Origin of the sequence: Donghicola sp. (assembly GCF_025210255.1) — a bacterium.
In the GTDB taxonomy this organism is placed as follows: domain Bacteria; phylum Pseudomonadota; class Alphaproteobacteria; order Rhodobacterales; family Rhodobacteraceae; genus Donghicola; species Donghicola eburneus.
Genome location: NZ_JAOARZ010000026.1, coordinates 202,018 through 222,186 on the forward strand (window position 1 = coordinate 202,018; position 20,169 = coordinate 222,186).

General features: G+C 59.0%; 18 protein-coding genes and 1 riboswitch. Of the genes, 4 read left to right on the forward strand and 14 right to left on the reverse strand.

The annotated features are described in order from the left end of the window. Positions 1 to 47: 47 nt before the first annotated feature. From N4A58_RS13140 to N4A58_RS13150, 3 genes are read right to left on the reverse strand one after another with little or no spacing between them, the layout of a single operon-like run. Positions 48 to 1,295, reverse strand: coding sequence for an ABC transporter permease (locus tag N4A58_RS13140; RefSeq protein ID WP_293710295.1), 1,248 nt, complete (start codon positions 1,293 to 1,295; stop codon positions 48 to 50). Beyond that, positions 1,292 to 1,990: an ABC transporter ATP-binding protein gene (locus tag N4A58_RS13145; protein WP_092464744.1), complete on the reverse strand. Its 699-nt coding sequence runs from the start codon at positions 1,988 to 1,990 to the stop codon at positions 1,292 to 1,294. Before N4A58_RS13145 ends, N4A58_RS13140 begins: the two co-directional genes overlap by 4 nt. Further along, positions 1,987 to 2,565, reverse strand: a complete 579-nt coding sequence (locus tag N4A58_RS13150; RefSeq protein ID WP_293710299.1) for a DUF2796 domain-containing protein — start codon at positions 2,563 to 2,565, stop codon at positions 1,987 to 1,989. The genes N4A58_RS13145 and N4A58_RS13150 overlap by 4 nt, the downstream gene beginning before the upstream one ends. 293 nt (positions 2,566 to 2,858) lie before the next feature. Here N4A58_RS13150 and N4A58_RS13155 point away from each other — a divergent pair, with 293 nt between their 5' ends. From N4A58_RS13155 to N4A58_RS13170, 4 genes are read left to right on the forward strand one after another with little or no spacing between them, the layout of a single operon-like run. Then, a complete protein-coding gene (locus N4A58_RS13155; protein ID WP_293710328.1) occupies positions 2,859 to 3,752 on the forward strand; it encodes a metal ABC transporter substrate-binding protein in 894 nt (297 codons plus the stop codon). A gap of 57 nt (positions 3,753 to 3,809) precedes the next feature. Further along, entirely contained in the window at positions 3,810 to 4,697 is an 888-nt protein-coding gene (locus N4A58_RS13160) for a manganese/iron ABC transporter ATP-binding protein (protein WP_293710330.1), read from the forward strand. Beyond that, complete coding sequence (locus N4A58_RS13165) at positions 4,694 to 5,554, forward strand: metal ABC transporter permease (protein ID WP_293710301.1); 861 nt, start codon at positions 4,694 to 4,696, stop codon at positions 5,552 to 5,554. Before N4A58_RS13160 ends, N4A58_RS13165 begins: the two co-directional genes overlap by 4 nt. Further along, positions 5,554 to 6,387 carry a metal ABC transporter permease gene (locus tag N4A58_RS13170; protein ID WP_293710303.1) on the forward strand — a complete coding sequence of 278 codons (834 nt, stop codon included), beginning with the start codon at positions 5,554 to 5,556 and terminating at the stop codon, positions 6,385 to 6,387. The genes N4A58_RS13165 and N4A58_RS13170 overlap by 1 nt, the downstream gene beginning before the upstream one ends. A gap of 2 nt (positions 6,388 to 6,389) precedes the next feature. On the opposite strand, the gene N4A58_RS13175 is transcribed toward N4A58_RS13170, so the two are convergent. The 11 genes from N4A58_RS13175 to N4A58_RS13225 all read right to left on the reverse strand — a co-directional run. Beyond that, the gene (locus tag N4A58_RS13175; protein ID WP_293710305.1) at positions 6,390 to 7,046 is read right to left on the reverse strand and encodes an energy-coupling factor ABC transporter ATP-binding protein; all 657 of its coding nucleotides are present in this window, start codon (positions 7,044 to 7,046) and stop codon (positions 6,390 to 6,392) included. Next, the gene (cbiQ, locus tag N4A58_RS13180) at positions 7,033 to 7,824 is read right to left on the reverse strand and encodes a cobalt ECF transporter T component CbiQ (protein WP_293710307.1); all 792 of its coding nucleotides are present in this window, start codon (positions 7,822 to 7,824) and stop codon (positions 7,033 to 7,035) included. The genes N4A58_RS13175 and cbiQ overlap by 14 nt, the downstream gene beginning before the upstream one ends. A gap of 3 nt (positions 7,825 to 7,827) precedes the next feature. Next, positions 7,828 to 8,418 (reverse strand): cobalt ABC transporter permease, encoded by a 591-nt coding sequence (locus tag N4A58_RS13185; protein WP_367177024.1) that lies wholly within the window; start codon positions 8,416 to 8,418, stop codon positions 7,828 to 7,830. Next, entirely contained in the window at positions 8,415 to 9,032 is a 618-nt protein-coding gene (gene cbiM / locus N4A58_RS13190) for a cobalt transporter CbiM (protein ID WP_293710309.1), read from the reverse strand. The genes N4A58_RS13185 and cbiM overlap by 4 nt, the downstream gene beginning before the upstream one ends. A gap of 3 nt (positions 9,033 to 9,035) precedes the next feature. After that, on the reverse strand, positions 9,036 to 9,821 hold the full coding sequence (locus N4A58_RS13195; RefSeq protein WP_293710310.1) for a DUF4198 domain-containing protein: 786 nt from the start codon (positions 9,819 to 9,821) through the stop codon (positions 9,036 to 9,038). A 123-nt stretch (positions 9,822 to 9,944) separates the two neighbouring features. Continuing rightward, a riboswitch (cobalamin riboswitch) is annotated at positions 9,945 to 10,162 on the reverse strand. A gap of 177 nt (positions 10,163 to 10,339) precedes the next feature. Then, positions 10,340 to 10,792: a hypothetical protein gene (locus tag N4A58_RS13200; protein WP_293710312.1), complete on the reverse strand. Its 453-nt coding sequence runs from the start codon at positions 10,790 to 10,792 to the stop codon at positions 10,340 to 10,342. 12 nt (positions 10,793 to 10,804) lie between these two features. Further along, the gene (locus N4A58_RS13205; protein ID WP_293710314.1) at positions 10,805 to 11,770 is read right to left on the reverse strand and encodes a YVTN family beta-propeller repeat protein; all 966 of its coding nucleotides are present in this window, start codon (positions 11,768 to 11,770) and stop codon (positions 10,805 to 10,807) included. Between the two features lie 2 nt (positions 11,771 to 11,772). Then, on the reverse strand, positions 11,773 to 12,945 hold the full coding sequence (locus tag N4A58_RS13210) for an ABC transporter substrate-binding protein (protein WP_293710316.1): 1,173 nt from the start codon (positions 12,943 to 12,945) through the stop codon (positions 11,773 to 11,775). A gap of 127 nt (positions 12,946 to 13,072) precedes the next feature. Then, a complete protein-coding gene (gene metH, locus N4A58_RS13215) occupies positions 13,073 to 15,796 on the reverse strand; it encodes a methionine synthase (RefSeq protein WP_293710318.1) in 2,724 nt (907 codons plus the stop codon). Then, positions 15,789 to 16,847 carry a homocysteine S-methyltransferase family protein gene (locus N4A58_RS13220; protein WP_293710320.1) on the reverse strand — a complete coding sequence of 353 codons (1,059 nt, stop codon included), beginning with the start codon at positions 16,845 to 16,847 and terminating at the stop codon, positions 15,789 to 15,791. Before N4A58_RS13220 ends, metH begins: the two co-directional genes overlap by 8 nt. 156 nt (positions 16,848 to 17,003) lie before the next feature. Beyond that, positions 17,004 to 20,169 (reverse strand): SdrD B-like domain-containing protein (locus N4A58_RS13225; RefSeq protein ID WP_293710322.1); only part of this gene is annotated, 3,166 nt, incomplete at its 5' end.

The following is a 20,169-nucleotide window of genomic DNA, read 5'->3' on the forward strand; positions in this document are numbered from 1 at the left end:
GTGCCATCCAAAGATTGCGTGTCGGTTACCCCTATATGGTGGACCGATTATATCCGCACAACCATGCCATCGGCCAAAGACAAACGATAAGCCCGCAATGCTGGTAGCAGGCTGGCTACTGCCGCCGCGACAACAACCCCGAACAACACCAACGCCTCTTGGGTGGTGGGGGGCTCAATCGGCAACCAGAGCCCGAATGCGGCATCGATATATGGTCGCGCGAATGCAAGCCCGCCATAGAGTAGCACAATCCCCAAGCAGGCCCCGATTGCCGTCATAAGCATCGCTTCCAGCACTAACATGCTTAGGATCGTCACAGGGCTTGCCCCCATCGCGCGCCAGATCGCCATCTCGCGCCTGCGTTCGTTCAGGGAGGCAAAGATCATCGCCATCATTCCCAGCAGCGCGGTCACGACCACCATACCTGACACGGCGATAAGCGCCGTCTCGGCCACGCCAACGATTTGCCACAACTCCTGTAGGGCAACGCCGGGCATTACTGCGAGCAGTGGCTCTTCGGCGTACTCGTTCACCCAGCGTTGCAGGCCAAAGATTTGCAGACGGGACTTCGTGCCAACCAGCGCGGCGGTGATTGCGGTTGGGGTCAGGTCCATAGCTCGGATCGCCTCGACCGGTGTGGTGTTGCGCGTCTTCGCGCCACTCTGCCAGTCCACATGGATCGCCTCGATTGCGTTCAGACCGACAATGACGGTGCGGTCCACGGGGGTGCCGGTCTTGGCAACGATGCCCGCAACGCGAAAGGGCTGATCCTCGTGCTGGGTAAACGATGCGATGCCGTGCGAGACGACAATCGGGTCCCCGACCCGATAGCCGAGCGTTGCCGCCACATCCGCGCCGATGACAGCGTCATACAGGTCACTCAGGCCATGGCCTGACGCGAAATCCAGCGCACGGCCACCGCGATACTGGTAGCGGTCAAAGAATTGTGGCGTCGTGCCCATGACCCGAAACTGGCGATGACTGTCACCCAAAGAGATGGGCACGATCCAGTCCACCTCGGGCCGTGCAGCGATGTCTTGATAGCTCTGCCAACTGACGTTGTTCGTGGCGTTTCCGATCCTGAAGACAGAATACAGCAGCAGTTGTACTGATCCAGATCGTGCGCCAACGATTAAGTCGGTCCCCGATATCGTATCAGCAAAACTGGCGCGCGCGCCTGTGCGAACCTTTTCCACCCCCATAAACAGCGTAACAGACAGCGCAATCGCAAGGATCGTCATCCCGACGGTCAATGCGCGCGCCAGCAGAGAGCCAAAAGCCAATCGCAGGATCATGCCGCGCTCCTCTGGGTTGTCACGATATCGCTCAGGTCAATTACACGATCAAAATGGGTCGCGAGGCGGGCGTCGTGGCTCACCATCAAGACTGACGCGTGGGACTGCCTCGCCTGATTGAACATGAGTTTCAAAAAGCTCTCTTGGGTCGCTGCGTCCAGCGCCGATGTGGGCTCGTCCGCAACAATCAGGGGCGGGTGCCCAATCAGCGCCCGCGCTACGGCAACCCGTTGCTGTTGGCCCACACTAAGCTGCCCTGCTTTGAGATGCGGTGCGTCCTCTGGCAATCCTAGATCACGGCAAAGGGTCGTAGTGGTCGCGGGGATGTCCCCTGCACGCTTGCGCCTGCTCGGTGCGAACCGCAGAGGGAGCGCGATATTATCGGCGACGCTAGCATAAGGCAGCAGATTGAATTGTTGGAAGATTACGCCAATCTGCTCGGCTCTGAACCGATCGCGTTGTCCTGCACGCAAGGGGCCTAGATCATGGCCTGCCACGGCGACGGTGCCGGAACGCGCGGTGATGATCCCGCAAATCAGCGACAGCAGTGTCGATTTCCCAGATCCGCTCTCGCCCAACAAGAGCACGCTCTCTCCTTGGGCGACTTCGAACGATGGGCACGACAAAGTAAACCCGCCTCGGCTTTGCCAGCCGAACTGTACGTTTGTCAGAGCCAAAGCGGGTGTCTGGGTCATTTCAGGCGGATGCTCGGGGTTGCGCGCGTGGCTTCGGCTGTGCCTGCGCCTTGGTCAGTGACATAGACGACTTCGATTTCTTGGGCGTTTTCGAACTGATCGAAGTAGGGGAATGTCACTTCGGTCACAGCCTCTGGTGCCGCGCAGGTAAAGCCGTAGTGCGCGTGGAACTCGGTATGGCCGTCGCCATCATCGTGCTCATGCTCGTGGCTGTGTTCGTCTTCATGCGCGCGCTCTTCGCCCCCATGCTCTTCGTCGTGGTGATCCGCGAGATGCGCCTCGGCTTCGGTCATCGTGCACTCAGCGGTTTCGGGCATCTGAATCACGTTCGCAGGCTCTGCCAGCAGCTTTAACGCGCTGTCGATGGCAGCCTTGTCCGCATTTGTTTCGGCCTCATATTCGAAACCAACCAGATCCATTCCAGGGGCCGTCAGAGACATGGAGACAGATTGCCCTTCGATTGCGATCTCTAGCGTGCTGACGCCGTGTTGGTGGGCGTCCATGTCACGTGTGACTTGTGCGGCCATGGGTGTCGCAAGCGTGGATGCCAGAAGGGCTGCGGAAATTGATTTCATGGGTATGTCGTCCTTGTCGCGCAAAAGGGTTATGACCGCGCGCGTCGCGTGTTTCAACTGATAGAGTTGTTATGTGATAAGATAACATAACGCAACCGGTCATGCGATGTAAAATCGGGCAAATGTCTATGCAATGCGCAGAAAGTTGCGAATGCATTAACACTGAAGGTGTTTTTGCGAGTGATTTGCAATTGCAATGCTAACGCTCTGCGTTATCTCTTTGCCAAGAGAATGAAGCGCGGCTGTGGGCACCTGTCCAAGCGTGCTGATGGAAAGTAGGGTAAATGAGCATGATGAAACTGAAGAGCCTGATGTGTGTCACCGCGATCGGGGCACTTGCAGGTGGGGCCGCACAGGCCGATCAGATGAAGGTGGTCACGACCTTTACCGTCCTTGCGGATATGGCGAGCCGCGTGGCGGGTGACACGGCCGAGGTCGTGTCCGTCACGAAACCGGGTGCAGAGATTCACGGCTATGCGCCCACCCCGCGCGATATTGTCCGCGCCTACGACGCGGACCTGATCTTGTGGAACGGCCTGAATCTGGAGCTTTGGTTCGAACAGTTTCTCAGCAACCTTGGCGATATCCCCTCGGCGACGTTGAGCGAAGGTATTGACCCGATCCCGATTGCGGCGGGCGCCTACGAAGGGCAGCCCAACCCACATGCGTGGATGGGCCTAGAGAATGCTCTGATCTACATCGATAACATCACGAAGGCCTTTGCCGAGCATGACCCCGAAAACGCGGAGACCTATGCTGCCAATGCTGATGCCTACAAGACTGAACTGCGCGAGACGCTAGAGCCCCTAAGGCAAGCGATTGCCTCGGTTCCCGAGGAGCAGCGCTGGCTGGTGACTTGTGAAGGGGCATTCAGTTACCTGGCTCGCGATTTCGGGATGAAGGAGCTGTACCTCTGGCCGATGAACGCGGACCAGATGGGCACTCCTCAACAGGTGCGCTCGGTGATCGACGGCGTGACGTCGAACAACATCCCAGTGGTGTTCTGCGAGAGCACCGTGAACACCTCGCCCGCAGAACAAGTGGCCAGAGAGACTGGCGCGGCCTATGGCGGCGTGCTTTACGTGGACAGTTTATCGCCAGAAGGCGGGCCGGTGCCCACTTATCTCGACCTGTTGAAGGTGACAGCGCAAACGGTTGTTGACGGGCTGACCGCGGACACCAACTGATGATGCGGCATGAGCATTGCCTGCATGGGCGACACGAGTTTTGATGGAATGGTCCAAATGAAGCACGACATTAAAATGTCCGGCGAGACGCATCTCGGAGACGGGATTGACGCTCAGGATCTGACTGTCACCTACCGCAACGGGCATACGGCGTTGCGGGACGCCAGTTTCCAGATTCCGCGAGGGACTGTCACCGCGCTGGTCGGAGTCAATGGCGCGGGCAAATCGACCTTGTTCAAGGCGATCATGGGCTTCGTCCCTGTGGCGCGCGGCGATATCCGGTTGCTCGGGCTTAGCGTCAAGGAGGCCCTCAAGCGCAATCTGGTGTCGTATGTTCCCCAGTCCGAGGAGGTCGACTGGACCTTTCCCGTGTTGGTTGAGGATGTGGTTATGATGGGCCGCTACGGCCACATGGGGTTCCTGCGCCGACCGTCCAAAGCGGATCACGAGGCCGTCGATGCGGCGCTGACTCGGGTGAACATGCAGGACTATCGCCATCGCCAGATCGGTGAGCTTTCGGGCGGTCAGAAGAAGCGTGTCTTCCTTGCCCGCGCCTTGGCGCAGGATGGTCAGGTGATTTTGCTGGACGAACCCTTTACCGGTGTAGACGTAAAGACCGAAGATCAGATCATCGCTCTTTTGCGTGAATTGCGCGAAGAGGGGCGCGTGATGTTGGTCTCGACCCACAATCTGGGATCTGTGCCCGAGTTTTGTGACCGCACGGTGCTGGTCAAGGGGACGGTGTTGGCATACGGCCCCACAGACACCACCTTCAATCGCAAGAACCTTGAGGCGGCGTTTGGCGGCGTCCTACGGCACTTCACTCTGGGCGGCACTGACCTGCACGATGACGAAGACGCACGGCATGTCTCGATCTTTAGCGATGACGAACGCCCGCTTGTGCAATACGGCGATCGGACCCGAAAGGCGAAACGCAAGTCATGAGTGTCCTGCTAGAACCATTCAGCTACGGATATATGATGAATGCCATGTGGGTGTCGGCGCTGGTTGGCGGGGTCTGCGCTTTCCTGTCGTCCTACTTGATGCTCAAGGGCTGGTCGTTGATCGGTGACGCCCTGTCTCACTCGGTCGTGCCTGGCGTTGCTGGGGCCTACATGCTGGGACTGCCATTTGCTTTGGGCGCGTTCTTTTCCGGCGGTCTGGCGGCAGCGGCCATGCTGTTTTTGGCGGATCGGTCGGGGCTCAAGGCTGATGTGATCATCGGCATTATCTTTACCTCTTTCTTTGGGCTGGGCCTGTTCATGGCTTCTGTCAGTCCGATCTCGGTGTCGATCCAGACGATCACGATGGGCAATATACTGGCGATCACGCCCGAAGATACGCTCCAATTGGCGTTGATCGGGTTCATCTCGCTGGCGGTGTTGCTGGCCAAGTGGAAAGACTTGATGGTCACGTTTTTTGACGAAAGCCACGCGCGGTCAATTGGCCTGCGGCCTGGACTGCTCAAAGGGGTCTTTTTTACCTTGCTGTCGGCGTGCGTGGTGGCCGCGATGCAGACCGTCGGCGCGTTCCTCGTGATCGCGATGGTGGTGACTCCGGGCGCGACGGCGTACCTGCTCTGTGATCGCTTCCCGCGTCTGATTGTGACATCTGTGCTGATTGGCGCGATCACCAGTTTCGCGGGTGCCTACATCAGCTATTTCCTGAACGGCGCGACGGGTGGAGTGATCGTGGTGCTCCAAACACTGATCTTCCTTGCGGTCTTTGTTTGGGCCCCAAAACATGGCGTCTTGGCCGCGCGACGTCAGGCCGCCGCAGCCCTGCAGCAGGAGCAAACTTAATGCTCGATACGCTGCTCATGCCTTTCATCTTTCCGTTCATGCAAAATGCATTCTGGATTGCTTTGATTGTGTCGGTGCCGACAGCGCTTCTGTCCTGCTTTTTGGTGCTAAAGGGCTGGGCTTTGATGGGCGACGCGGTCAGTCACGCGACCTTACCTGGGATCGTTTTGGCTTATATCTTGGGGCTTTCGCTGATCATCGGCGCCTTTGCGGCGGGTATGGTTACCGCGCTTGCGACGGGCTACCTGACCGAAAACAGTCGGATCAAGCAGGACACCGTGCTCGGCGTCGTGTTCTCTGGTATGTTTGCTTTGGGTATCGTGATGTATGTCGCGATCAACACCAACGTACACCTCGATCACATCCTCTTTGGGAACATGCTGGGGGTCGGGGAGCAGGACCTGTGGACGGCAGGCGCGATATCGCTGCCTGTAGCCGCTGTGCTCATCCTGAAATGGAAGGACTTTATGCTGCATGCCTTTGATCCGGCGCAGGCGCGGGTGTCGGGGTTGCCCGTCGGCTGGCTGCACCATGGCTTGCTGGCGATCCTATCGCTGACCGTGGTGTCCACGCTGTCCGCAACGGGGCTGATCTTGGCCATCGGACTTCTGGTCGCGCCGGGCGCGATCGCATTCTTGCTTGTGCGCAGCCTCAAGCACATGCTGATCGTCTCGGTGGTGGTATGCGCGGTGTCGATGGTCAGCGGGGTCTACTTGAGCTTCTTTATCGACAGCGCTCCTGCGCCGACCATCATCTTGGTGCTCACGGCGCTGTTCATCGTGGCGTTCGTACGCAAGTCGATCCAGACACGCCGCGCTTCTGCGGCGGTCTAACCTTAGCCAGCCAGCCGTTCCAACTTGCCCGCTCTCAGTCCGTAGCCTTGGGGAGCGATCTTGGCGCTGAATTCGGGGTTGTGGCTGATCAGCAGAATAGCCTGGGGCAGGTTCTGCAAGATCTCGATCAAGCGCGCCTCGTTCTCCACGTCCAGTGCATTTGTCGGTTCGTCCAGCAGCAGCATTTCGGGCTCCATCGCAAGGACGGTAGCCAGCGTCACCAAGCGTTTTTCCCCGCCTGACAGGCGATGGGTGATCCGGTCCCGCAGGTGTGTCAGATGCAGTTGTTGCAGGATATCATCGACGATGGCCAAAGCTTCGTCGCGCGATTTGCCCAAATTCAACGGGCCAAAGGCGATATCCTCGGCCACCGTTGGACAAAAGAGTTGATCGTCCGGATCTTGGAACACGTAGCCGATGCGGCGGCGCACTTCGGCGAATTCGGTTTCTGTCCGGCGCTCTTGGCCAAAGGCCAGAACCTGACCACTGCTAGGTCGCAGCAGGCCGACCGCAATCTTCAGAAGTGTAGATTTTCCCACGCCGTTTGGTCCAACGATGGACAGCCGTTCGCCTGCGTGAATGGTCAGGTTTGCGCCCTCGAGCACAGGCGCGTGGGCCGGATAGGCAAAGGCGATGTCGCGAAGTTCAAGCAAAGGCATGGCGGAATTGGACCACAAGCAGAAAGACGGATGCGGCCGTCATCAGCGCAGCAAACAGCCAATCCCGATCCGTCATCCGGAATTGTTCTAGCAGCACGAACCGCCCCGTAAAGCCCCTGCATTTCATGGCACCAAGAACGCGCTCGGACCGCTCTAGCGCGCGGACCAGCATCATCCCGACCAGATAGCCAAAGCTGCGGTAGGTGTGCCAATTGGTGCCAGGGCGGAAACCGCGCATCTTCATCGCGGCGCGCAGGCGCATGTACTCTTCGCGCAGGGTCTCGATGTAGCGTGTGGTGAACATTAACAGTTGCACCAGTTGTTCAGGCATCCGCAGGGCGTGCAAGGCATGCCCCATAGTGACAGGCTCCATCGAGCCGACCAGACACATGAGTGCGAGGATGACAGCATTCGCGGTCAGCGCGATTTCGACCGCTTGGCGCAGCCCCTCCCACGAGGCATCAAAGCCGAGAAAGGTGAACATCGGTGTTCCCGGCACGGAAAACGGCAGTAGGATCAGGGTAAAGATAATGAAACCGTCCATAGCTGCCATGCGCTTGAACGTGCGTTTTGCAGGCAAACCAGACAAGGGTAGCAGTGTGACTGCGACGAGCACGGCCAGACACAAGGCGATCAGGTCGGACAGGGATACAACAACCACAGCGAAGAGGGCGGCCAAGACGATCCGCATGCGCGGGTCGAGATCCGGAATGTGCCCCATTGTCATCATGGGGCCTATCCGAAGTGTTTTCTCGGGGTTGGTCAACCGATCGCTCATCCCTTAACCCTCCATCCGGCGGCGCGCCGCGATGTAGAAATACAGGCCGAACAGACCGAAGATGTAGCCTAGTCCGCCTAGAATTGTTTGAAGGTCATTCTTTTCGCGGTAGGCCGCTAGTTCGCGGCGCAGTGGGCGCATCTCGTCGCGCACGGCCTCGGCAATCGCCAAACGCTCTTCGCTGGACAAGGACGCAACGGTGACCCCGCCTGTTGTGGTTGGCGATGCGGGGGTGGTGCTTTTGGCAACGGTTTCTTCTGCAGCGGCCACGCCGAGGATATCTGCGATGTCATCTGCGGTCATTTCGGCCTGGGCCACATGACCTGCGCCCATATCAGCCTTGAAGATATGGGTGATCTCTTGTGTCGGAGCGTAAACAAAGAACCCGTCTGCGTCCGTGATGGCCTCGCCGATTTTGTTGCCTGCGCTGTCGAATGCCTCAATCACAGCGCCAGATGACATGTCGCCGTTGGAAAACCCGAGTTCCCCTTCGACAACATCGCCGGATTTGAAGATCGCAAAGATCACCTTGTGTGCGGCTGCGGGCAGGGGCATCGCAAGGAGTGCAAAGATCAGAGCGAGCCCGCGGATCATGGGGCGACCCCCTTGACCGCGGTAAAGAGATCGGGCCGCACTTGACGCACCAGATAGACCGCTGCGCCGGTCAGCAGGGCCTCGATCACCATGACGGGGATGTGGGCCAGCAGCACCAACTTGGCCGCAGGAATGAACTCGTCCCCCGTTAAAGCCAACGAAAACGCGACAAAGATCGTAGTCGCAGCGATGGAAAACGCACCACCGACACCGGCCCAAATCGCGCCGGACATCGGGGTTCCGCGTTCCACCAGTCGCCCAAAGAGCAGCCAAGCCAGTACCGCGGGCGCTGCAATGTTCAACAGATTGACGCCGATGACCGTCAGCCCGCCAAAGCCAAAGAAAACCGTTTGAAGCAAGAGCCCAACGAAGAGCGCCGGAAACGCCGCCCATCCTAGGATCAGCCCCGCCAGCCCGTTCAGCACCAGATGGACCGAGGAAGGGCCGATCGGCACATGGATGAGCGCGGCGACAAAGAAGCTGGCCGACAGGATGCCAGTCGCGGGGATACGCTCTAGGGTCAATTGCTTGAGCCCCATCGCGATACCGCCAATGGCCATGGCCGTTCCGGCGATAACAACAGGGTTCGAAAGCGCTCCGTCAACGATATGCATGGTTCACTCCATATCGTAGGCGTTGATCCAGAGCACGGCATCTTGGCTGAGCTCTTTGCCATCATGTTCGGTTGCGGGGCCAGAGCCGAGCGCGGCAAAGCCCCACCAGCCTGCCTTAGGCACACCAAAGGTGAAGTATCCGTTTTCGTCCGAAATCGCGACCAAAGAGCCACCCGGCATGGGCTGCACAGTCGGCGCCGACGCGGCAAAGCTGTCAATATCAGGCGCTGCGGCGACGTATTCGATTTCGATCTCGATCCCTGCCGCGGGCTGGCCTTCGGACAGGACCTGACCGGTGAATGATGAGCCTGCGATCACGTTATAGGGTTTGACCAGAGGCACGATCTCGGTAGATAGACCGACCGGTGCCATCCAGTCAGTAGGCAGTTGGTTGCGGTTGAACACCACCTTGGTCAACTGCTGAATATATTTGTCTTCGCTGGGTTCGTAATAGGGGACCGGCTCGGTCACCAGCACATAGTCGCCAGAGCGTTTGACGGGGACAGAGGCTCTGAAGGCCGCACCTGTGTTCTCGGCGCCTTGGAAATTGGTTGGCTCGAGACGGTTCATCAGGTCGGTTCTTTCGCCGTGATGGATCATATAGAACGCTTGCGGCGTCTCCATGTCCATGACGTGACCGTTGTCAAAAGGGTGCCAGAAGACCAGTGCCACTGGCACATCGCCGGGCCGCGCGATCTGGGTGTCATCTGCATAGGGCAGGACGAAATGCGCCTGCGCGGTATAGGGGAGCAATGCCGTCATCGCTGCCGCTGTAAGTTTCAAAGTCATATCATACCTTTCAGGCGTGCGGGCAAAGCCCACGGATGAAAGGACAGAAGGGAAGCTGGACACGGTAGATGTTTAAACCTGCCGAGCCAGACGCTCACCCCGGCGTCCGGTTGGGTAAGGCCGGTTTCCCGACCCTGTGACGGCAGGTCTCCTGGCTCGCGGGTCGATGTGCTGTCCTGCCTTCCCGAGGATGATCCTCAGTGGCCCCTTGGACGCACTCTCCGCTTACAGTTGCGGGGGCAGCCACGGTTTTGGTCCCTGATGGGTACGCCGCACCGTGTTCCCTTTTACTTCTGCTGCGCCGTGTCGCGCGTTGCAGAACCGTTCACACGTTTGTAATGGGCAATTGGACCCCTTGAGTCAATTGCCAAGATTGTCCCTTCGGACGTAGATATTGCGCGCAAGTCATGGGGTGCCGTCTTTGACGCAGCAAGTGTCGGTCGGCATCTTTGGACAGGCAATTTATGCGGGTGCACCTGTGATGCACCCAGCTAAAAATTCCGCAATTTGGACACGGTTTATTCGATGGTGATGTCGAGACGCTGGGTCTCGCCCGTGCTGCCGGGAATCTTGATGTAGTAAGAGCCGGGCTTCAGCGCGATAAAGCCGATTTCCATCTCGCCGGCCTCGTCAAACTCGATGGAATCAAGTCCGAGGGGGCGGATTTCCAGACCTTCGACCACGATCTCGTCGATCCAGATCGCGCGGAAGAATTCGTGGCCGACCAGCGCCAATTCCTGACTGCCGTCGCCCTGAATTTCGAACTCGTAATAGCTGCCGGATTTCAGCACCCAAGGTTCCGAAGTCAGCGGCATGCCCGCGCTGAGTTGGATCGGTTCGAGGTCATGCTTGTTTTTGGCGGACAACAGACCGGCCATGCCGAACTTCATGTCATCATCGTCGTCGTCATCTGCCATCGTAGCCATGGGCAAGGTGGCCGCGATCGCTAGCATCGTGATGAATTTTCTCATAGGTCTGCTCCGTTAGTTGGTCGGGCGGAAGGCGGCACCCCACGGGAAGCGACCAACCTTGATTGTTTTCAGCGCTTTGCGTTTGGCTACGTCCACGACCGTAACATCGCCAGAAATCCCGTTAGTGGTGAACAGGCGCGACTTGTCGGCGTTGAACGCCATGTGCCAAACGCGGCGACCGACCAGAATGTAGTCTTCGACCTCGTAGGTCTCGGCATTTACGACGGCCAAATGGTTCGATGGCCCCAGCGCGACATAGGCGAACTTGTCCCCTTCGCCGAGTTCAAAGCCCACGGGCTGGATGCGATCGGGATGGATGTTCGGCAGTTCGAAGCGGATCTTGGCTTTTTCCGTCTGTGTCGCGGTGTCAAAGACCGAAATGCTGCCGCCGATCTCTGCACTGACCCACATCTCGGCGCCGTCTTTCACGAATTCGGCGTGGCGCGGGCGCGAGTCCACCAGCGTATTGGCAAACAGTTCCTGCGTTTCTGTATCGATCCAATGCGCCATATTCGTGGTTTCAGAGGTCGTGATCGCGATCTTACCGTCGGGCGAGACAGCCATGCCTTCGGGTTCTATGCCAACGTCAATCTGGGCAATCACCTTGCGAGTCTCGACGTCCACAACCGTGGTGATCGCATCGTCTTCGTTGGCAATATAAAGGTGCTTGTTATCGGGATGCAGGACGAATTGCTCGGGATCTTCGCCCGATGGCAGGTCATGCAGAATCTCGCCAGTGGCGGGGTCCATCACCTGTACTGCGTCGCTGTCGGATGCACAGATGTAGACGTATTTGTAGTCGTGACTAAAGGTAATCCCGCGCGGGCGCTCGCCGGTTTCGTAGGTGTGGCTGACCTCCATCGTTTCGATGTCAATCACGCTGACTGTATCGTCTTTTTCGTTCGTAACCCAGATTTCATCGGCCAAGGCAGGGTGTGCGGCCATCGCGGCTATCACAGCAAGTGTCGAGATACGCATGATTATTCCTTGAAAGCGGTGCAGGAGCTTTCGGGCGCGTCCACGCCCAAGGTGTCGAGTTCGTTGGTTTGGTGCATGAAGCCGGGCAGGGGGGCCTGCATCACCATAGCGCGGCTGGTGACCAGCGGCACGGGTTGGCGCATCTGGCCGTTCCAATCGCGAAAGGTTTGCGGCGTTCCCTTGAATCCCGCCAGCGCGAAATCAGGCGAAAGCATATAATTGCGCAGGGTCGGCGCATCGGCGGCGTTCGTGCGGGTCACGGCCTCTCCGATGCTGCGGATGGCAGCCCATGCGCCGTAATCTTCGGGCTCCATGCTGCGGCCCGCAAGCTCTTCGAAGCGGGAATGCAGCTGCGCGGCGCCCCACTGTTCGACCACAGGTGCCCAAACTTGGGGAGAGATTCCTTCGCTGCCCGCCACCGGACGGGGGAGCCACGTGTTATAGGCCACATAACGCCCGAAATCCTCGGCCTCGTCCGCAATCAGAAGGACGTCATAGTCGCGCAAGTCTTGGGTAAAGAGCGGCACTTCGGCCGCCGCGTTCCGGCGCATATCCGCATCAAAGGCCCAGATTTTGGTTTCGCCGAACTTGAGACCGAATTTGGTGGCCGAATATCGCAAAGCCTCGGCATAGGCGGTGTCCTGAGGGTAGGTGCCTTCGATCATCGCCAGTTTTCCCCAGCGCTTGAACAGAAAGTACTGCATCAGCGCATCGGTCCGCATGGCCAGCGCCGGCGCGGTGTGCAGCACGTTTGCGCGGCAGGCCTCATCGCGCAAAGCGCTATCTTCGGCTGTGGCGTTCAGGATCAAGGCGTTTTCAGCCTCGGGTAGGTCTGCAATCTTGAGCAAAAGATCCGACGACACATCAGTGACCAACAGGTCAGAGGTCTGCAGGGCCGTCTTGGCGGCAGCGACGACATCATCGCCCACGGGCACGTCATGCAGGGTCAAGCTATACCCGTGTTTCAGGAATTTTCCGGTGGTCGCGTTGTCTTTGATCGCAAGTTCGGCGCCCTGAATGCTCAGGTCTTCGGGGCGAGGGTCGAGATTCGAGAGCGTCGCGATCTCTTCGGTCTGCTCGCGCAGAAAGTGGACATTGATGTCCAAGCCTTGGGCGTGCCCCGACAACGGGATGAGCCCCGCAAGCCACACAGCCGCGACGGTTCTGAAACGCATGAATTTTCCTCCCTGATCGCAGGCTATGGAGACTCGATCAGGGACGAAATTAGACCATGGTCTGATGGCGGTCAGCCCCGTCCGGACGTGTGGGCCGCCGTGCGGGGCTATGGGCCGAAATGTGCCGTTACTCTGCCGCGACTTGGGACGCTACGGGGCTGCTCCGATAATTCAGGATTGGGGCGAGCCAGCGCTCGGCTTCGGCCACTTCCATGCCTTTGCGGGCGGCGTAATCTTCGACCTGATCGCGCTCTACCTTGGCCACGCCAAAATAATAAGCGTCCGGATGCCCGATATAGAGGCCGCTGACCGACGCGCCGGGCCACATGGCCATGCTTTCTGTTAGCGCGACGCCGGTGTTGGCCTCTGCATCCAGCAGTTTGAAAAGTGTTACCTTTTCAGTGTGATCGGGCTGAGCAGGATAGCCGGGTGCGGGACGGATGCCGCAATACGGCTCTTTGATCAGCTCGTCTGGCGTGAAGGTTTCATCCTTGGCGTAGCCCCAGTAATCGCGGCGTACACGCTGATGCAGCATCTCGGCCATGGCTTCGGCAAAGCGGTCGGCCAATGCCTTGACCATGATCGCGCTGTAATCGTCACCAGCGTCTTCGAATTTTTTGGCAATCGTATCCTCTTGGGGGCCCGCAGTGACCACGAAACCGCCCACATAGTCAGGCGTGCCCTCGGGCGCGACGAAATCGGCCAGCGCAAGATTAGGGCTGTCTTTCCTCTTTGAGGTCTGCTGACGCAGGGTGTGCAGCACATCAAGCGGCTGGGTCCGAGCGTCGTCGGTATACAGCTGGATGTCGTCACCCGTACGGTTCGCGGGCCAGAAGCCGACCACGGCGCGGGGCTTGAACCACGTCTCTTCGATAATCCGCTGAAGCATCGCCTGCGCGTCGGCAAAAAGGTTGCGCGCCGCCTCGCCGTATTTCTCATGCTCTAGTATGCGGGGGTAGACGCCCTTGAGCTCCCAAGTCTGGAAAAACGGCGTCCAGTCGATGTAGCGCGCGATCTCCGCCAGATCCCAGTCGTCGATGACTTGCTGACCCGTGAACTTTGGAGCCTGAACAGTGTAATCTGTCCAATCGATTTGCATGGCGTTCGCGCGGGCTGCGGCCAAGGGCAATCGCTGCTTGGCCAATTCCGCCCGTTCATGACGCTCGGCGACCTCAGTGTAGTCCGAGCGGATGCCCGCGACGTATTCATCACGCTGCGTATCGCTCAGCAAGGCAGACACCACGCCCACCGCACGGCTTGCGTCGGTTACATAGATCGCTTGATTGCGTTGGTACTGCGGGGCGATTTTTACTGCCGTATGCACCTTCGACGTAGTTGCGCCGCCGATCAGAAGGGGCACGTCGAAGCCTTCTTTTTCGAGCTCGGTCGCCAGATGCACCATTTCGTCCAAGGACGGCGTGATCAGACCCGAAAGCCCGATGATATCGACGTTATGCTTGCGGGCCTCTTCCAGAATTTTCTGGGGTGGGACCATAACGCCAAGGTCGATGATTTCGTAGTTGTTACAGGCCAGAACCACGCCGACGATGTTCTTACCGATATCGTGGACGTCTCCCTTGACCGTGGCCATCAGGACTTTGCCCGCCGCCTCGCGGCCATCGCCACCGTTTTGGCGCTTCTCTTCTTCCATATAGGGCAGGAGCACGGCCACGGCCTGCTTCATGACGCGGGCGGATTTTACCACTTGCGGCAGAAACATTTTGCCTGCGCCAAACAGATCCCCGACCACGTTCATGCCGGCCATCAACGGGCCTTCGATCACATGTAAGGGGCGCTCTGCCTGTTGGCGGGCCTCTTCGGTGTCTGCGTCAATGAATTCCGTGATCCCGTTGACCAAGGCATGTTCCAACCGCTTGTCGATGGGCCACTCGCGCCAGGACATGTCCTTTTCGCGGGTTTTGCCACCGCCCGCGCCGCGATAGCGTTCTGCGATCTCCAGCAAGTTTTCTGTCGCGTCTGGGGTGCGGTTCAGAACCACATCTTCGCAGGCCTCGCGCAGGTCGGGGTCGATCTGGTCATACACCGCCAGCTGACCGGCATTGACGATGCCCATATCCATGCCCGCCTGAATGGCATGATAGAGGAAGACCGCGTGCATTGCCTCGCGCACAGGCTCGTTGCCGCGGAAGCTGAACGACAAGTTCGACACGCCGCCCGACACATGGGCGTGGGGCAGGTTCTGGCGGATCCAGCGGGTGGCCTCGATGAAATCGACGCCGTAGTTGTTGTGCTCTTCGATGCCGGTGGCGACCGCAAAGACGTTGGGGTCAAAGATGATGTCTTCGGGCGGGAAGCCGACCTTTTCGGTCAGCACCTTATAGGCGCGTTCGCAAATCTCGATCTTGCGCTGAAGGGTGTCGGCCTGGCCTGCCTCATCGAAGGCCATGACCACGACCGCTGCACCATAGGCAAGGCAGAGGCTTGCGTGGTGAATGAACGCTTCTTCGCCTTCTTTCAGCGAAATCGAGTTCACCACCGGCTTGCCCTGCACGCATTTCAGGCCGGCCTCGATCACCTCCCATTTGGAACTGTCGATCATGATCGGCACGCGGGCGATATCGGGCTCGGCGGCGATTAGGTTCAGAAAGTCGATCATCGCCTGTTTGCTGTCGATCAGACCTTCATCCATGTTCACGTCGATGATCTGCGCGCCGTTTTCCACCTGATCGCGGGCCACGTCCAAAGCGGTGGCATAGTCGCGGTTGGTGATCAGCTTGCGGAACTTGGCCGAGCCGGTGACGTTCGTCCGTTCGCCCACGTTGACGAAGGGAATGTCGGGGGTCAGGACAAAGGGCTCCAGACCGGAAAGACGCAGAAGAGGTTTAGACATCGGCGGTCTCCTTGATCTGGCGGGGGGCGTAGGGGGCGACATGTTCCGCGATGGCGCGGATGTGGTCAGGCGTGGTGCCGCAGCAGCCGCCCGCCACGTTGATCAGACCTTCGCGGGCGAAGACCTCAACCAGTTTGGCGGTTTGTTCGGGCGTTTCATCGTATTGGCCAAAGGCGTTGGGCAGGCCCGCGTTGGGGTAGGCGCATATGCGGGTGTCTGCAACACCCGCCAGTTCCGCCAGATGGGGCCGCATGGCGTCTGCGCCAAGGGCGCAGTTCAGACCCACCGTGAAGGGCCGCGCATGACGGACCGAGTGCCAGAAGGCCGTGGGCGTTTGCCCCGAAAGCGTCCGCCCCGATGCATCGGTAATGGTGCCCGAGATCATAATGGGCAGTTGCCGACCCACTTTGGCAAAGCTTTCAAAGGCTGCGAAAATTGCGGCTTTGGCGTTCAGCGTGTCGAAAATCGTCTCGATCAGGATCAGGTCAGAGCCGCCCGCGATCAGCCCGTCGATCTGCTGGCCGTAGGCGCTACGCAGATCATCAAAGGTCACGGCGCGGTAACCGGGGTCATTCACGTCAGGGCTGATGGAGGCTGTGCGGTTGGTCGGTCCCACTGCGCCCGCCACCCAGCGGGGTTTGCCGTCCTGCGCGGTGGCGCGGTCTGCGGCGCGGCGGGCCACCTGCGCACCTGCGACGTTCAGATCATGCACTGCGTTTTCCAAACCGTAGTCGGCCTGCGCGACGGTGGTCGAAGAAAACGTATTGGTTTCGAGGATATCAGCGCCGGCCAGAGCAAAATCTAGTTGCAGATCTTCGACGGCCTGAGGCTGGGTCAGGACAAGCAGGTCGTTGTTGCCCTTCTGAGGTTGGTCCGAATGGTGCCTGCATTTGGGTCCGTGAATGTGACCGTTCGCGGTAAAATCCTCTTCGGTCATATTCAGGGTCTGGATCATCGTTCCCATGGCTCCGTCAAGGATCAAGATCCGCTCGTCGGCGGCTTGGATGAGGGCATCATAGGAGGGGCTGCGCGGCAGCGAGGGAGAGTTCATAAGGGCACCTGCTTTCTACGCAGGGGCCTAACATGCGGGCAGTCCAAAGCATAATTCATGCTTTTCGACTTTGTTATGAGCTGGCCTCATGATCCCAAACGCAAAATGGCCCGCGCATTGGCGGGCCATTCTCGGAAAAATAGGGTTAGAACGTCGTTAGAAGTCCAGGGTCACCGCATATTCGACTGTTGGATTGCCCATCTGATCGGCGCGCATGTTCAGGCTGCTGGTTCCAGCACCTTTGGCAAACTGGCGCTCGAGCCCAAATCCGATGCGAGCGATCACATGATCGCCTGACTTATCAACGTTCAGCATCAGCTTCTGCAGGTGCGTTTTGTCCTCGTTTTCTTTGACAAAATCGAAGCCCGCGCCGGCTCCGCAGCGGGTGTCCATGTCGTCAAAGGCATCGCAGAACGCCCGCAAGGTAAACGCCGTTTCTGCATCCAACCCATCCCACAGGCCTTGGCCGTCATGCGCTTGGGTCAGGTCATTGCTGAACCGTGCCTCGACAAAGAGGCGTCCGCTCGAAACGCTGCCGATGTCCAAGCTGGCATCTTCGGTGAAGGGGCCGCTGGTGGCCGTCACGTCGGTACTTGTTTCGGGCGTATAGAACCCGTCCAGACCAATACGCGGTTCGATAATCGTGTCTCCGGCCTTCATTTCGCCCGACAGGGCAACACCGCCGGTCACGCCAAAGTAGGTGAAGTCTCCTGTGGCGTTGATGGTCTGATCGCGTGCGAAGTCCAGGTCGTAGCTATGTTTGCCCGCAACCGCCCCAAGGTGATAATCGAAGAACAGCTGCTGATAAGGGCGGCTCGCGCCGTAGAGACCCGCATTCAGGCCAAAGCCGTTGATTTCGCCCTCTGCCAGAGTATCGACCGTGGTGCGCGTGACATAGCCGCCGATGTAGCGGCCCGATAGACGATCGCTGTCGTGCAGCTTTTCACGGCGGTGGTTGAAGGTCAGCATCAGCTGCGTTCCCAGCGCTTCGTCTTGGCTAAAGACCAGATCCGCCGCGTTAATCGTCCACGTCAGGCTTTCCGCATCGAAACGTTCGCTTTCGTACGTGGTGTCCAAGGCAAAGGCGCCAGCCGATGCTTCGATGCTTCCGCTGAGTGGGTCCTTGGTCTCATAGGATCGCAGCGCGGAGCGATCTTCGATGGCCGTTTTCATCCGCTCGAGCGCACTTGCCCGCCAGCCAGAGACCATTTCGGTTTGGCGCTGCATCGTCACGCGGATGTCGTCCTCGATTACGGCGATCAGGTCGTCCTTGATCTGGTCGATCAGGCCGGCGCTCAGCTTCGTGACCGTTGCGGTGCCATTGCCTGTGCCTTCGCTTGTGTTCCCAGTTGGTGCGCTCTCGTATACATACGTGCCGCCCAAGTCGGTGCCCGTCGGGGTCGCGCCGGTGACAGCGTTCGAACCCGCAATCAGATCCGCCGACAGAGTGGCAAGGTTTTCGACTTTGCCGCGCCGCAGATCCGACGAGGTCAGCGCATAACTCGCCGTATAAGTCCATGTCTCGCCAGCGTTTAGCACGGTATCATCGGTGACGCCTGCCACAGCGGTCAACGTCTCGTTCGAGGTCAGCGGATCGTCCAGAACCACTGTGTCGTAGTCCAGATCGCCCGTGTTCTCGACCGTGATGGTGTAGTTGATCACTTCGCCAACTGCGGGCCTCTCGGACAGGGCGCTGTCATCGGCCACCTTGGTGACACGCAGACCGGTCGAGAAACTGGCTGGGTCCATAGCGATGTGGTTATGGATCACACCCTTGGACAGGGTTGCCTGATCGGTCCAGTCACCAAAGGTGAAGTCGAAGGCCAAATAGTAGGTTTCGTCTCCGGTTGCTGCGTCCGGTGCATCGACCGAGGCAACGATTTCTTCAACTCCGAAGCCGAGCGACGTGGTCAAGGACCCTGCCTGAGGCGGAATGATCTGGGAGATGAAGCTATAGCTCGGGTGGCTGACCTCTAACGAGTAGGTGCCGGTTTGGGCGGGTGACTGCAACAGGAACGAATACATTCCATCTGCGCCTGTCACGACGTTGTTCGCGTCGCCCGCCACGGTGTTCAGCCAGCTGTCAGGCACGGCGCTGCCATTGTGCAGCAGGGTGACGGTGGCCCCTTGGATCGGTGCGCGGCTGATCGCATCGTAGATAACACCACTGGGGTCGACCACGATTGCGTCCACGTCATTGACAACACGGTCTGCGCCAGCGGCGACCTCAATGCCTTCGACCAAGTCGCCGTTTGCGGCCCCTTTGCTCGAATGCGAGTGGACGGCCGCGCCTTCGGGCGGGACAAAACAAATCGCGTAGGTCCCTTGCTCAAGCTGGATAAAGGCATAAGCGCCATCACTACCGGTCTCGGTGGTTGCAACCTCTTGCCCCGTACTCGAGTCGATCAGGATCACAGTCACACCGGCTTTGGCATTCTGCCCATCCGTCACGTGGCCTGAAATCGACCCAAGGAAGGTGATGATTTCTTTGTCCGTGTCAAAGGTCGGGCCGGACTGATCACTGACCACGGCTGCGGCCGCAGTTCCGCTTGCGGTAGCCAGGTTGGACACATAGCCGCGGTCCAGATCGGGGATCGACACGTCGTAGGTCAGCTCGAATGTGACGCTATCGACAGCACCTGGTGCGAGCGACGCAATGGTTTGCGGCACAGTCCCACCAAACAGCGGATCATTGACCTGCACATTGGTCAAAGTGACGTCGCCGGTGTTCTTCACCTCTAGAAGATAGGTGATTGTGTCGCCCAAAGAGGTGCCAAGCACGCCATCGTCATCGTTCAAAACGCCTGATTTGCGGAGCGCAATGGCAGGGGTGCCGAAGATCGGAGTGTCGATGGCTTGGTCCACGGTGTCAGAAATATCTTCGCTGCCATTCTTGCGGCGTTTTGCATTTTGGTCTGCGTCGTGCCACGCGGTCGCCGTCGCGCTGTTCGTCACGCCGCCCGCGTCTACATCTTCCTGCGTCACCACGTGGGCAAAGGACAGGACGCCCTCTGCGCCGGGAAGCAGGGAATCCATATCCGACCCGCTGGTAAAGGTCAGCGCAGGCAATGCAGGCGATAGGGGCGTGCCGTCCTGACGTGCAAAGTCCTCTTCTACAGCGACGCCTTTGAGCGTGACGTTGCCGGTATTCTCGGCGGTGACGGTGTAGGTGAGCGTATCGCCAAGGCTCACTGCGCCGTCGCTGTCGCTATCGGTGTGGGCGACGGATTTGCTCACAGTGATCGCAGGGGCGCGGGTCAGGGGTGTGACGGTCGCGCTGTCACCGGTGCCGGTCGCGCTAGAGGTGTCCGTGACGTCGTCG

What these genes read in the sequence shown, in the direction of transcription:
- N4A58_RS13140 (WP_293710295.1), bottom strand. Translation starts at nt 1,295, where the DNA reads ATGATCCTGCGATTGGCTTTTGGCTCTCTGCTGGCGCGCGCATTGACC.
- N4A58_RS13145 (WP_092464744.1), bottom strand. Translation starts at nt 1,990, where the DNA reads ATGACCCAGACACCCGCTTTGGCTCTGACAAACGTACAGTTCGGCTGG.
- N4A58_RS13150 (WP_293710299.1), bottom strand. Translation starts at nt 2,565, where the DNA reads ATGAAATCAATTTCCGCAGCCCTTCTGGCATCCACGCTTGCGACACCC.
- N4A58_RS13155 (WP_293710328.1), top strand. Translation starts at nt 2,859, where the DNA reads ATGAAACTGAAGAGCCTGATGTGTGTCACCGCGATCGGGGCACTTGCA.
- N4A58_RS13160 (WP_293710330.1), top strand. Translation starts at nt 3,810, where the DNA reads ATGAAGCACGACATTAAAATGTCCGGCGAGACGCATCTCGGAGACGGG.
- N4A58_RS13165 (WP_293710301.1), top strand. Translation starts at nt 4,694, where the DNA reads ATGAGTGTCCTGCTAGAACCATTCAGCTACGGATATATGATGAATGCC.
- N4A58_RS13170 (WP_293710303.1), top strand. Translation starts at nt 5,554, where the DNA reads ATGCTCGATACGCTGCTCATGCCTTTCATCTTTCCGTTCATGCAAAAT.
- N4A58_RS13175 (WP_293710305.1), bottom strand. Translation starts at nt 7,046, where the DNA reads ATGCCTTTGCTTGAACTTCGCGACATCGCCTTTGCCTATCCGGCCCAC.
- cbiQ (WP_293710307.1), bottom strand. Translation starts at nt 7,824, where the DNA reads ATGAGCGATCGGTTGACCAACCCCGAGAAAACACTTCGGATAGGCCCC.
- N4A58_RS13185 (WP_367177024.1), bottom strand. Translation starts at nt 8,418, where the DNA reads ATGATCCGCGGGCTCGCTCTGATCTTTGCACTCCTTGCGATGCCCCTG.
- cbiM (WP_293710309.1), bottom strand. Translation starts at nt 9,032, where the DNA reads ATGCATATCGTTGACGGAGCGCTTTCGAACCCTGTTGTTATCGCCGGA.
- N4A58_RS13195 (WP_293710310.1), bottom strand. Translation starts at nt 9,821, where the DNA reads ATGACTTTGAAACTTACAGCGGCAGCGATGACGGCATTGCTCCCCTAT.
- N4A58_RS13200 (WP_293710312.1), bottom strand. Translation starts at nt 10,792, where the DNA reads ATGAGAAAATTCATCACGATGCTAGCGATCGCGGCCACCTTGCCCATG.
- N4A58_RS13205 (WP_293710314.1), bottom strand. Translation starts at nt 11,770, where the DNA reads ATGCGTATCTCGACACTTGCTGTGATAGCCGCGATGGCCGCACACCCT.
- N4A58_RS13210 (WP_293710316.1), bottom strand. Translation starts at nt 12,945, where the DNA reads ATGCGTTTCAGAACCGTCGCGGCTGTGTGGCTTGCGGGGCTCATCCCG.
- metH (WP_293710318.1), bottom strand. Translation starts at nt 15,796, where the DNA reads ATGTCTAAACCTCTTCTGCGTCTTTCCGGTCTGGAGCCCTTTGTCCTG.
- N4A58_RS13220 (WP_293710320.1), bottom strand. Translation starts at nt 16,847, where the DNA reads ATGAACTCTCCCTCGCTGCCGCGCAGCCCCTCCTATGATGCCCTCATC.